The following is a 12,337-nucleotide window of genomic DNA, read 5'->3' as shown; positions in this document are numbered from 1 at the left end:
ACGGCGGGTGCGGTGACGGACCGGGAGGCAGTCCGCCCGGTCGGCGCCCTCCACCACCGGCCCGTCCTATCCGTTCCGTCCGTCCTGTGCGTTCTGTTCACCCGCCCTCAGACGACGGCGCAGGCTCAGCGGTCGCATGTCGGTCCACACCTCCTCGATATGAGCGAGGCAGTCGGACTTCGAGCCGGTCCTGCCCTTGTCCGACCACCCGGCCGGGTTGTCACGGTCGGCGGGCCAGATGGAGTACTGCTCCTCGTGGTTGACCACGACCTTGTACAACCGGTCGTCATCGTCGGGCTTGGGCGTCATCCCCGTGACTCTCCTCTCGTGGTGGCGGTGCATCGGTGGGCCCTGTCTGCAGGAGCTGTACGGCGGTCCGCTCCGGGTGGCGCTGTCGAACGGGAGTGAAGGCGGCGGCCACGACCACGGCCAGGAGGACGACGGCCACCGCGGTCAGCGGCCCGCGCGTCCCCAGCCGACCGACCAGGGCGGTGAGCAGGGCCGCTCCGAGGGGCGCGAGGCTGCCGTGGATCGTCCAGAACGCGGAGGTGACCCGGCCCAGCAGATGGTCCGGCGTGACCTGTTGACGCAGGGACATCGAGCAGACGCCCGCCAGCGCCATGCCGAAGGAGTACAGACAGATCGTCACAGCCGCCACCGACACGTGCCCGGTGCCGCCCAGCACCAGCACTGACACCGAGCACAGACTCATCGCGCCGAGCCAGCAGGGGCCGAAACCCCAGGTGCGGCGCAGCCTGGCGGTCGCGGCGGCGGCCACGCAGGTGCCGAGTCCGGCCAGCGCGAGGACGTAGCCCACCGTGCGTTCGTCCTGCCCCAGACCGTGCCGCAGGTGGTAGATGAACACGTCGGTCATGCCCAGGCTGAGAAAGGTGGTGACAGTCAGCAGCACGGTGAGCGCCCGCAGCACTGGCGTGCGCCACAGGAACGCGGCGCCGACCCGAAAACCGGAGCGCAGATCCTGGGCCCGGGCGGCCCTGCTCTCGGCCTCGTCGGCCGACGACCGCACGGTGGGCCTGAGTCTGATGAAGGCCAAGCCCACGAGAGAGATCCCGAAGCTGCCCGCGTTGATGGCGACAGCGGCCGTAGGCCCGAACAGCCCGGCCACCACACCGGCCAGGGCCGGGCCGGCGATGTAGGCGATCGCGTTCGTCGCCTCCAGCCGGCCGTTCGCCGCGACGATCTGCTCCTTGTCGACGAGGTTCGCCACGGCGGTGACATAGGTGATCCGGAACAACGTCTCGAAGACCGAGGCCAGTGCCATGACCACGTACAGCAGCCAGATCTGCGGGTTCAGGGCCCAGCAGACCGGGATCGCGCCGTACAGCACCAGCCGGGCGGCGTCGCACAGCATCAGCAGCAGCCGCCGGTCGAAGCGGTCGGCCCAGGAGCCGCCCACCAGACCGGTGAGGAGCGCGGTGGCGCCCGCGACGGCCGTGAGCAGCCCCATCTGTGCCGCCGACCCGGTGGTGTGCAGCACCAGCAGCGGAAGCGCCACCAGCGAGAAGGCGTTGCCGACCTCGGACAGCGCCTGGACCGCCCAGAAGACGGAGAAGTCCCGGTTGGACCAGAGCGAACGCGCGAACATACGAGGGTCTTCCGTCCTGGGGCTAGCGCTCGGGGGTGTACGGCTCCGCCATGGCGACCGCGATCCGGCGGGGCCCCGTGAACGGCTCTCGGCCGTGCGAGACCAGCATGTTGTCGATCACCAGGACGTCGTCCGCACGGTAGTCGAAGCGGGTCGCCGCGGCTCGGTAGCAGGTCCGGAGATGGTCCATGACGGCGTCCGGGATCGGTCCGCCGTCGCCGTAGTAGGTCTGGCTGGGGAGGTTCTCCTCGCCCAGCATCTCCAGCAGCCCGAGCCGGACCGACTCCGGCAGCGTCGTGACGTGAAAGACAGTCGCGTGGTTGAACCACACCGGCTCGCCGGTCACCGGATGCCGGTGCACAACCTCCCGTACCGCCCGGGTGCGCAGCCCGCCGCCGGAGAGCCACTGCGCCTCGATGTCCCGTTCCCGGCAGTACCGCTCGACCTGCGCGCGATCCTCGGTGGCGAACGCCTCCTGCCACGGCAGGCCGACCAGGTCGCCGTAGTTGCGTACGACCGTCCAGCCGCGCCGGGCGAACTCCCGGCGCACCTCGTCGTCGATGGCGGCCAGCACCCGCCTGGTGTCGGCCAGCGGGGTGGCGCCCCGGGTCAACGGCGGGCGCACACAGTGGAAGTACAGGGTCAGCGGCCAACTCGCCTGGTACGAGTTCTCGTTGTGCAGAAAGATCTCTTCACCGGGCGGGTAGTCGGTGGATGTGTAGACGTTCCCCTTGATCACGCTCCGGGGGGAGGAACGCTCGGTGTACGGCAGCGGCTCGCCGGAGAGCGTGCGGACGATGTTCGCGAAGCCGTCGGCGCCCCCCACGTCGAAGCCGCGCAGCAGCAGCGCACCGCGTTCACGCAACGCGGTCCGGAGATCCTCCCGCCGGGCACGCAGCCGTTCGACGGCCGACTCGCCGTGCCCCTCCACAACCAGCGGGAGCACCGGGGTGGTCTCGACCGTCATCGAGGTGCCTCCGACAACAGCGGCAGCAGCCGCCGGGCGCCGACCGCGGCGGGTTCCTCCCGGGCGGGTTCCTCGATCTCGCCGTCCGTTCCGGTCAGCACCAGGCTCATCACCCGGCCGTTCTCCGCGAAGAGGAACCGCTGTTCGGTGAGCGTGTCCAGACGTTGCCGCAGGTCCTCCGGCCCCTCCGGCCAGTCCCGGGCCAGTTGCTCGGGCTTGGCCGGCGAGGACAGCCGACGCAGCAACCGGCTGGTCACCGCGTCGACCGGGTGCGTCCGGAGAGTCCCGGAACGGGAGTCACGGACCGTGAGCCGGCCGTCGTCATCGGCGACCAGCCGCAGCTCGCGACGGGCCGCTCCGTCCTCCCCGGACCAGGCTGCTCGCCACTGGGTGACCAGCCCGCTCAACTCGTCGTGCCACTCGACCGCGTCGAGCATGTACGGCGCCAGGTTCTGGTCGGCGAAGAAGTACGCGAGATCGGCCAGTGCTGACTCGTCGAAGGGATACGTGAGGGAGTAGTAGTCCACTGGTTTCAGGACAAGTCCGTACTCGTCGCTCCGCTTGAAGTAGGGACTGAAGCGGTCGAAGCGCACCATGTACACGCCGTGCGGCGGCACCAGGTGGACGAAGTCGCGTAGTTCCTCGGCGTACTTGCGGTAGACCATCGGGTCCTCGCCGGGGAAGCCGATCAGCAGGTTCCACTCGGGCTTGATCCCGAACTCCTCGCAGTTCTTGAGGAACTGCAGGTTCTGGAACGCGGTCGTGCCCTTGCCCATCAGTTTGAGCGTAGAGGAGGACAGCGCCTCGATGCCGGGCTGGACGACGGTGACGCCCGCGTCCGTCATGGCGCGCAGGTCCTGACGGCTCAGCGGGAGCTTGACCTCGTAGAAGATCTCGGCCCCCGGCGGCGGATCGAGTCGAGGGAAGACCTCGCGCGAGTAATTGCGCGGCATGACATTGTCCGTGCAGAAGAGCGAGGTGTAGGTGGGCGCGAATCCGAATAGCCACTCGAACTGCCGGACGGCCAGATCCGGAGTCATGGCCCGAAAGGCCATGCTTTCGCCGTTCAGTCCGCAGAAGGTGCAGTGCGAGCGCTGCCCCCACCAACAACCGCGGGACGTCTCGAAGAACAGCATGGGTTTACTGGTCCCCGTGCGCCGCAGCTCCGGATGGCCCTCCAGCGCCTCGAAGAAACTGTCGTAGTCAGGCAGGAAGAAGTCGTCGATATCACGTTCCGCACCGATGGACTTACGGAAGCGCGGGTCTCGGCAGTTCCGCTCGGAAAGGATTCCCGGAACGGCATCAGCGCGCCCCAGGTCATCGTCGAGGACACACCGCAGGAAATCACCGAAGGTGTTCAGCGCGGGACCGGAGAAGACAAAATCGACGGCCGGCACATGCTCGGCGACCACCGATCCCATAGGCGCCTCGCAGTTCGCCCCGCCCAGCACGACGAGCGTCCGCGGGCTGCGCTCCTTGATCAGCTGCGCCAGAGCGATACTCGGTACGTGCTGGGCGAACATCGAGCTGAACCCCACGATGTCGACCTCGTCAAGCCGGTAGCGGTCGATCAGTTCCTCACAGAAATCCCGCAGCCCGTCCCGCGCCGACAGGATCTGCTCACGGAAGTCGGCCCACCGGGCACCCCGATAATAACGCTGGAAGTACTGGGTGGCGGTATCGGCCTCGCCCGGAAAGGCGATGTGCCGGAACAGCCAGTCCCCGATCCCTGTGTCCACATGATCGTGACTCACGGAGAGGGCCTCGTACAGACGCGTCCCGAAGAACTCGGCCATGTCCTGGTTGAGATAGCACACGTGCGCTCGCGCCCGGTCGTCGAAATCCCGGCGAACGAGAGTCGACAGCTGTCCCAGGGCGAATGACGGACGATTCCAGTCGGCAAATGGCATGTTCACCAAAGCGACATGCAACAACTGCGGCCTCCCCGTGATCATTCGTTCTGATTCTAGTGCGCCATGGCTTGAGTCGGCAGGGATGTTCAGGCCAACGAGAATTCCGACGGGCACGGGGTGAGGTAAGAATGGACTCGGGGTCTTTTCCTGCTGCCGCACAGGTGCGTTCGCCGTGGTCCAACGGGTGTTCGCTGAGGACTTCGCGGGCTTGGCGGCCGGCCCTCGGGCGAGACCACACGGCCGGGACGGGGGAATGATCCGGCCAAGTGCAACGACCGCTTGCGCCAGCGGACGGGAGGCCCGACCGTTGGACGCACGCTTCGTCACCGCGTCCAGTGAGGTCTTTCAGCGTTGCCTCTCCAGGGTGAGGACAGCTTTGGCGATGACGGTCATTCGCGATCATGCATCGCGTGTTCTCGCGATGTGCTTCTGGAGCTGTTTCCGCACCTGTCCGCGCTGCTGGTCGAGGAGATCGAGCGAGGTGCGGACGAGGTGGTGTTGAGAACGCGGGCGCGGGCACCAGACGCTACCTGCCGGTGCGGCCAGAGTTCGGTGCGGGTGCACGGCCGGTATGTACGCAAGCTCCGTGACGCCACCGCGAGCGGGCTCGGCGTCGTGATCGAGTTGTGCATACGCCGGTTCCGCTGCGAGAACTCCGCCTGTACTGCGGTGACGTTCGCCGAGCAGGTCGCGGGCTTGACGGTCCCGCACAGCCGCTACACGCCGCTGCTGCGCGGGCTGCTGACGTAGCTCGGACTGGCCCTGGCCGGCCGGGCCGGGACCCGCCAGGCCGCCGCGGTCGGCATCACCGTGGGCAAGGACACGCTGTTGCGGCTGGTCAGAGCCCTGCCCGAGCCGGAGATCGGAGAGGTGGAGGTGCTGGGTGTGGACGACTTCGCCTTCCGCAAGGGCCGCCATTACGGCACGGTGCTCATCGACATGGCCACCCACCGTCCATTGCATCTCTACGACGGACGCGAGGGCGAGGACCTGGCCGCCTGGCTCAAAGGTCATCCCGAGGTGAAGGTCATCTGCCGAGACCGCTCCAGCGGTTACGGGGAGGGGGCGCGGGCCGGGGCGCCGCAGGCCGAGCAGGTCGCCGACCGCTACCACCTGTGGGCCAACCTCGGCCAGGCGGTCGAGAAGACGGTGAATGCCCATCGCTCCCGCCTGTCCGAAGCACCCGAAGAACTTGCGGACACTCTCGACGAGCCGCACGTGGTCCAGCCGCCGGCAGAGCTGAAGGTCGTGACTCGGCTTCGTGAGCAGCATGCCGCCGCCCACGAGCTGTGGGAACAGAGGATGTCGAAGGCGGCGATCGGCCGGAAACTCGGATTGCACCAGGCCACCGTCCGCAAGCTGGTCAATGCCCGCTCCGCCGACGACGTCGTCGCAAAAAGCTTGCAGCGGGCGCACATCGTCGACCCGTATGTCGGCTACCTGCGCCTCCGGTGGAACGAAGGCGTTAGGAACGCCGCACAGCTCTACCGCGAGATCCAGGAACTGGTTTACTCCGGAGGGGAGTTGGCTGTCCAACGTCATTTGCGACGCTACCGGACAGGGCGCGGACACGCACCCGTGGCGGGGCCTAAGCCTCCTTCGGTCCGCGAGGTCACCTCCTGGATCATGACCCACCCCGAACACCTACGGGACGAGAACGCCGACAAGCTGCATCGGCTGCGTGAGCGCGATCCCGAACTCGACCGGCTCACCCTTCATGGCAGAAAGTTCGCCGCGATGATGACCGGCCGCCACGGCGACCGCCTTGAGGACTGGATCATCGACGTCGAACGGGACAGCCTGGCTCCGCTTGCGGGCTTCGCCCGCAACCTCCACCGCGACTTCGAAGCCGTCCGCAACGGACTGTCCCTGCCCCACAGCTCCCTCGACCACGAGCTTCGTCAACTGCGCCAGCAGGCCGCCTTCACCGGTCATCCGGATCCCGTCGGCCTTCGCCTGGGCCACCAGCCCACCCACGAGAGCCCGGTCCAGCTCCGGCTCAACGGCCTCGGCCGCCGGCTCACTCGAACGCGCATTCCGCTTCATGATGTTCCTCCCCGGGAGATTCACCAGCCTTAACTGTGCTATCTCATGACATTGGTTCCTCGCTGTCAGGCTTGGCGGGCGTAGGACGCGAGGCGATCGGCGAGCTCGATGACGAGGTCGCGAAGTTCATCGGGGCGCTCGATGACGAACGGCCGGTCGAGTGAGGCGAGTACCGGAGGCACCCAGTCGAGCCGCTCCGCCCGCAGCTCGACGCGTAGCCAGCGCTCGGTTGCCCGGTCCTGGCCTGCCGTGGGCTCGTGCTCCTCCAGGCTCGCGACGCTGGCGGGAAGGTGGGCGCGGATCTGCTCGACCGTCCCGTGGATCCGCAAGGTCACCTCATGCCGGTAGTCAGCCGTGGCGAAGCCTGACAACACGCGCTGTGCCGGATCGGGGCCCGCCGGCGCTTCGAATGAGCCGGGCAGGGTCCGCGCGTCTGCGATGCGATCGAGCCGGAAGGTTCGATCCTCGCCGATCCGGGCGTCCTTGCCCGTGACGTACCACCGGCCCGCATGGGCGACGATCCCGTACGCGTGCAGCGTGCGTTCGCTGCGCCGTTCGTCGCGGTCGGTGTAGCGGATCGAGACCGGTCGGCGGTGGCGCACCGCATCGGCGATGGTGAGCAGGACCCCGGCGTCCGGGGTGTCGAACTCTCCGGGCTGGTCCGTGAAGGCGAGGGATTCCAGGAGTGTGTCGAGCCGGCGGGCGATGTGCTTGGGCAGCACCCTCCGGATCTTGGCCGATGCCGTCTCGCTTGCCGTGTGCTGCGTCGTTGTCAGCCCTGCCCGGCGGCCGGCGACCAGGCCGAGCAGCACGGCCAGCGCCTCGTCGTCGCTGAGCATGAGCGGAGGCAAGCGGTACCCGGGGGCGAGCCGGTACCCGCCGTAGCGGCCGCGCACCGATTCCACGGGCACGTCGAGGTCGATCAGCTGGTCCACATACCGCCGCACGGTGCGCCCTTCGACGCCGAGCCGGTCGGCGAGTTCGGCCACCGTCCGGGTGCCGCCCGACTGCAGCAGCTCCAGGAGTGTCAGCACGCGGCCAGTGGGTCGGGGCATGTGCACAACCTAACGCGAATACAGGACCGATTCTGTCCACTATTTCTCCTAGCCTGCGACGTGCACGACTCCACACAGCCAAGGAGATCCCCATGGACTTCGTCTCGATCCGCATCATCACCAGCGACGTAGCGCGTCTCGTCGAGTTCTACGAGCGAGCCACAGGAGTGCGGGCGACGTGGGCCACCGAGGACTTCGCCGAGCTCAAGACCCCGGGCGCCACCCTCGCGATCGCCGGCACCCGCACCGTCCCGCTGTTCGCCCCGGGCTCTGCCCGCCCGGCGGACAACCACAGCGTGATCACCGAGTTCCTCGTCGACGACGTGGACCGCGTTCACCAGAACCTGACCGGCTTCGTCACCGACTTCGTCACCGAGCCCACCACGATGCCCTGGGGCAACCGGTCGCTGCTGTTCCGTGACCCCGACGGCAACCTCGTCAACTTCTTCACCCCCGTCACCCCTGCGGCCATCGAAAAGTTCGCACGCTGACGCCACGCACAGCCGCTCACGCGGGAGCCCTGAGATCTCAGGGTTCCCGGTGAACGCGGCCGCCGAGTCCAGGAGCGCCACCAGCAGGGGGCACCGGAACGCACCGCTGACCCCCGAAGGACGTCTGCGCTTGTGCCTGCGGATCGACGCCGGACGTCCGATCGCGCACGTCGCTGCGGAAGCCGGGATCTCGCGCCGTTGCCTGGCCAAGTGGTACGCCCGCTGGCGGGCGCACGGCGAGAACGGACTGCTCGACCACTCCTCCCGCCCCGCTACCAGCCCCGCCCGCACCCCCGAGGACATCGCCGACCTGGTGGAGGCGCTGCGGCGGCGGACCAAGCACGGGCCAGCCCGGCTCGCCGCCGACCTACAGCGGCTGCACGGCGTCACACTCGCGCCGGCGACCGCCCACCGCATCCTGGTGAGGCGAGGACTCAACCGGCTCCGGGACCTCGATCCACCGACCGGCGAGCAGCTGCGGGAGGTCATCCGCTACGAGCACGACCGGCTCGGCGACCTGGTCCACGTCGACGTCAAGAAACTCGGACGTATCCCGACCGGCGGCGGCTGGCGGATGCACGGCGTCGGCACCGAGTCCGCCCGCGCTTCCAAACGCACCGGTCCCGGCATCGGCAAGGTCGGATACACGTACCTGCATTCGGCGCTCGACGACCACTCCCGGCTCGCCTACACCGAGGCCCTGGACGATGAGAAGGCCGTCACCGCGGTCGCCTTCCGGCACCGTGCCGTTGCCTTCTCCGCCGCCCACGGCATCACACCGATCCGCTGCTGCCTCACCGACAACGGTGCGTGCTACCGGTCTACGACCTGGGCTGACGCGCTCGCCGCGACCGGTACGAAGCACAAGCGGACCAGGCCGTACACGCCGCGCACGAACGGGAAGGTGGAGAGGTACAACGGGACGCTCTCCCGCGAGTGGGCGTACGTCCGCGACTACACGACCGAGCGTGAACGACGCGTCGCACTCGTGGAGTTCGTGAACTACTACAACCACGAGCGGCCGCACGCCGCGCTCGGCGGCCGACCGCCCATCAGCCGGACCGCCAAGAGCGACTACCGGATCGTCTTTGACCAGCCGCCCGAACCACTCTCGGACATCCCTCAGCAGCTCACCTTCGAGGACTTCGTGTAACCAAGATCCCGAGACACCACACTTAACTGGCTCTTCCTGCCTGGGAGTTACACCATTCACCGTACAGACCCGCACTCCGTCACAGTCCCGCACCGCCTCACTGTGTGGGGCCGGTCAGGCGGCCGGCACGGTGCCGGGCCGGTCATGCACGTTTGCTACCGCGTTGATCTGATCTGTGCCCGCCTGGGTGAGGAAGACCCACGTCCCGTAGACGCCCCACATGAGGCCGAGCAGCGAACTAGCGGCGTAGAAGCCCATTCCGTTGGTGGAGCCGACGGTGGCGAACAGTCCGGCGGCGGCGATACCTGCCGCGAACACGACGAGCGCGACGACGAGGATGGGCCGCGCATGCTGGGACGTGCCACGGCGGGCTGCGTGGTCGAGCACCGAGAGCAGACTTGCGCTTGCTGCTGCGGCGACCAACAGTTCGACCCCGAGCGCCCAGGTCGGTTGCGGCAGGGTGACCAGCGATGCGGTGACTGTGGTTGTCAGGAACAGGGAGACGGTTTGCGCGGCGCGGTTGCGGTATTCCTGGGAGGTGGCGACGACGTCGAAGCGGAAGGCGACAACGATGAAGGTGAGGCCGGTGAGGCCGGCGGCGCTTCCGCCGACGGTTGCAGCGAACGTGGTCCACATGGCGGTTGCTCCTGTGCGATCCGTGCTGGGGTGGAAGGTCTCGGTGCGATGAAGTGCGGTGGGCGGCGGCCGTCGCACCGCCGCCCACCTCGCGGAACTACCTCGTTTCGACCTTGGCCATCGGGTCTTCACCGTTCTCCAGGGCGTTCACCGCGTTCTTCCAGGACGGGTCGGCCGAGTAGAGCTGGCTGCGCAAGTAGGCCCACACGAGAGCCCGCAGAGTCGCCACGCGCTCGGGATTTTCGTCGTCCGTCTCTGCCGCGTCGTATCCGGATATGCCACCGAAGATGTGACCGGCGCCGTACATGGTCACCATGGTTTTGTTGCCGCCGGGGCTGGCCGAGTAAGCGTCAGCACGGTAGCTGAGCCGATTGGAGAAGTTGGGGTTGAGGTCCTGATCGCCCACGATGATCAGGCTGGTGCCTGTCATCTGCTCGAAGTCGGTGTAATACAGCACCGGGTAGTTCGTCTTGGCCCACTCGGCGAAGTGCTCGTCGTTGCCGATGCCTGGAGCTCCGATGAGCACTCCCGCCTTGACACGAGAGTCGGAGAGGTCCTTCGGCCGGTCGTCGTCCGGGTCCAGCATCTGGGCTCCGAGGAGGAGGGAGACGGTGTTGCCGCCCAGGGAGTGTCCTACGGCACCGACACGGTCCCTGTCGATCCGCCGTTCGGCAAGACCAGGAACGGCGGCCTCGATGTCGTCGAGGCGGTCGAGGATGTTGTGCATGTCGGTGGCGCGGTCACGCCAGAACAGGGGCGCGTCCTTGAGGTCGGTGTCGCGCAGACCGAGGGCCGTCGAGTCCAGGTGGGTCGGCTGGATGACCGCGAACCCGTGGGCGGCGAAGAAGTTCGCCAGCGGCCCGTAGCCGTTGTAGGAGGACAGGAAGTTCGCCGGCCCGTGCCCGTGGGACAGGAGGATGAGCGGCAGGTCGGTGCCGGTCGCGGGGATCGACACCTTGACCTCCAGCGGCACGGGCCGGCCGGGAACGTCGAGGGTGACCGGATGGTAGGTGAGGACGGGTTGCGACGCGTTGACCGGGATGTTGGCGGCGTCGCTGTACGGCTTGCTCATCGGAGCCCTTTCGAGATCGGTGTTGACATAGCGCCTGTCGTAACTGGCGGTAGGCATGGAACTGGCGGTCGTGGCCGCGAGCCTGATGGGCCAGGAACGGCCGCCCGGCACCTGGATCGGTGTGGACGGTGATCTCCGCAGCGGTGCACAGATCTCGTCAGGTGTTCGTCCCGCGGTTTGACGGCAGAGGGAGGGCGACTGGCTCAACCATCGACTGTCATGCCTCCCTAGCTCGACGGATGCACTTGTCTTGCCGGGAACTGTAAGATCAACCGAACAAACCGAACTAGGGCGAAAGTGACATGACTGAGTCCGCACTCGATGGGCGTCACAGAAGAGCACGGTTCGGAGTCGAGAGCCTGGTTGTGCGCGTTGCCGATGGCGACTTCCCGACCGTTGTGAACAGTGGGTACACTGTCAAGATCACGCATGGCGGCTCTGCACCCCCTTTTCAGTACCTCGGGCGAACCCAGGGTCCCCCTGTTCCTGGCGCGGTGACGGTGATCGAGCCCCATGAGGTCGTGAGCTGCCTCGATCAGGACAAAGCCGCCGCTGACGGCCAGGCCATTGTGCAACTGATGTTCATTGACGCCGATCTCATGTCAGTCGGCACAGGCCGGCCGCGCTTTCATGAGGTGACCTATCCAGACCGCAGCCTCTTCAACGACATTGCTGCGCTGCACAGGGGTTTGGCGCACGGCGAGGACGAGTTGGATCTCGAGTCGTCGCTGATCCGCTTGCTGACCGTCCTGCTCGCCAGGCATGCGGATGCTCCCGGCGCAGCGAGTCCGGCACTTCGCCCTCGAGCGCTTCGTCAAGTACGGGAGATGCTCCACAGCCAACTGAACTCCAACATCAAGCTCGACGACCTCGCGGCAGTCGCCGGTTGCAGCAAACGCCACTTGATCAGGAGTTTCCGGCAGGCTTACGGGGTTCCACCGCACCATTACCGGACCCTGTTGCGCTTGGCACGCGCCAAGTCCATGCTGGCAGCGGGACGATCCGTGGCAGAGACCGCCGCCGAGCTTGGTTACTGTGACCAGAGCCAGCTCAATCGGCACTTCCGGCGGGAATTCGGCATGAGCGCAGGTGGCTATGCCAGGACCGTGCGGTAGGTAGACCTGCGATGTCTTGGCTCAACTGCCGCCTTGCCGACTCCCATGGGAAAGCGCTGACCGGTGGGCCGGGTCACGTCCGCTCCGCACAGGCGGAGGTGAACCGAACCCGTTGCCGGGCCATTCCGTCTCGTACTCGTCCGCTCCGCACAGGCGGAGGTGAACCGTTCTGCGATGCGCGGCAGCGTGGGAGTGTTCAATGATCGGCGGATCCGATGATCAAGGAGACGCCTGATGAGCGACACCACCATCGAGCAGATAGCGGGCGCGGATGTCGAGCCGG

Annotated in this window: 12 protein-coding genes; 5 read left to right on the top strand and 7 right to left on the bottom strand. The window is 67.3% G+C overall.

The genetic code is table 11. The features are described from left to right. Positions 1-66: 66 nt before the first annotated feature. Genes ACH4N1_RS30565 through ACH4N1_RS30550 form a run of 4 tightly spaced genes read right to left on the bottom strand, consistent with a single transcriptional unit; the run spans position 67 to position 4,528 of the window. Complete coding sequence (locus ACH4N1_RS30565; protein WP_398102513.1) at positions 67-309, bottom strand: MbtH family protein; 243 nt, start codon at positions 307-309, stop codon at positions 67-69. Next, positions 287-1,606 (bottom strand): MFS transporter, encoded by a 1,320-nt coding sequence (locus tag ACH4N1_RS30560; protein WP_398102511.1) that lies wholly within the window; start codon positions 1,604-1,606, stop codon positions 287-289. Before ACH4N1_RS30560 ends, ACH4N1_RS30565 begins: the two co-directional genes overlap by 23 nt. A gap of 22 nt (positions 1,607-1,628) precedes the next feature. Next, positions 1,629-2,573, bottom strand: a complete 945-nt coding sequence (locus ACH4N1_RS30555) for a TauD/TfdA family dioxygenase (protein WP_398102508.1) — start codon at positions 2,571-2,573, stop codon at positions 1,629-1,631. Next, a complete protein-coding gene (locus ACH4N1_RS30550) occupies positions 2,570-4,528 on the bottom strand; it encodes a RiPP maturation radical SAM C-methyltransferase (RefSeq protein WP_398102505.1) in 1,959 nt (652 codons plus the stop codon). The genes ACH4N1_RS30555 and ACH4N1_RS30550 overlap by 4 nt, the downstream gene beginning before the upstream one ends. Before the next feature lie 381 nt (positions 4,529-4,909). Here ACH4N1_RS30550 and ACH4N1_RS30545 point away from each other — a divergent pair, with 381 nt between their 5' ends. Together ACH4N1_RS30545 and ACH4N1_RS30540 are read left to right on the top strand one after the other, a co-directional pair. Next, complete coding sequence (locus ACH4N1_RS30545) at positions 4,910-5,236, top strand: transposase family protein (protein ID WP_398102502.1); 327 nt, start codon at positions 4,910-4,912, stop codon at positions 5,234-5,236. A gap of 60 nt (positions 5,237-5,296) precedes the next feature. Continuing rightward, positions 5,297-6,565: an ISL3 family transposase gene (locus ACH4N1_RS30540; protein ID WP_398102499.1), complete on the top strand. Its 1,269-nt coding sequence runs from the start codon at positions 5,297-5,299 to the stop codon at positions 6,563-6,565. A 32-nt stretch (positions 6,566-6,597) separates the two neighbouring features. On the opposite strand, the gene ACH4N1_RS30535 is transcribed toward ACH4N1_RS30540, so the two are convergent. After that, the gene (locus ACH4N1_RS30535) at positions 6,598-7,587 is read right to left on the bottom strand and encodes a helix-turn-helix transcriptional regulator (RefSeq protein ID WP_398102496.1); all 990 of its coding nucleotides are present in this window, start codon (positions 7,585-7,587) and stop codon (positions 6,598-6,600) included. Positions 7,588-7,679: 92 nt separating this feature from the next. Here ACH4N1_RS30535 and ACH4N1_RS30530 point away from each other — a divergent pair, with 92 nt between their 5' ends. Further along, positions 7,680-8,078: a VOC family protein gene (locus ACH4N1_RS30530; RefSeq protein WP_351194656.1), complete on the top strand. Its 399-nt coding sequence runs from the start codon at positions 7,680-7,682 to the stop codon at positions 8,076-8,078. Positions 8,079-8,127: 49 nt separating this feature from the next. Next, entirely contained in the window at positions 8,128-9,231 is a 1,104-nt protein-coding gene (locus tag ACH4N1_RS30525) for an IS481 family transposase (RefSeq protein ID WP_398102493.1), read from the top strand. 114 nt (positions 9,232-9,345) lie between these two features. Here the strand turns inward: ACH4N1_RS30525 and ACH4N1_RS30520 are convergent, their stop codons facing one another. Both ACH4N1_RS30520 and ACH4N1_RS30515 read right to left on the bottom strand, forming a co-directional pair. Then, the gene (locus ACH4N1_RS30520; RefSeq protein ID WP_398102490.1) at positions 9,346-9,867 is read right to left on the bottom strand and encodes a hypothetical protein; all 522 of its coding nucleotides are present in this window, start codon (positions 9,865-9,867) and stop codon (positions 9,346-9,348) included. Between the two features lie 97 nt (positions 9,868-9,964). Then, a complete protein-coding gene (locus tag ACH4N1_RS30515) occupies positions 9,965-10,939 on the bottom strand; it encodes an alpha/beta hydrolase family protein (protein WP_398102734.1) in 975 nt (324 codons plus the stop codon). 494 nt (positions 10,940-11,433) lie between these two features. Between ACH4N1_RS30515 and ACH4N1_RS30510 the strand changes: the two genes are divergently transcribed. Further along, entirely contained in the window at positions 11,434-12,054 is a 621-nt protein-coding gene (locus ACH4N1_RS30510) for a helix-turn-helix domain-containing protein (RefSeq protein ID WP_398102487.1), read from the top strand. Positions 12,055-12,337: the final 283 nt, after the last annotated feature.

It is taken from the genome of Streptomyces sp. NPDC017202, from assembly GCF_044331705.1.
In the GTDB taxonomy this organism is placed as follows: Bacteria; Actinomycetota; Actinomycetes; order Streptomycetales; family Streptomycetaceae; genus Streptomyces.
Note: the sequence above shows the minus strand (reverse complement) of the source record. Positions and strands in the feature narration are given on the sequence as shown.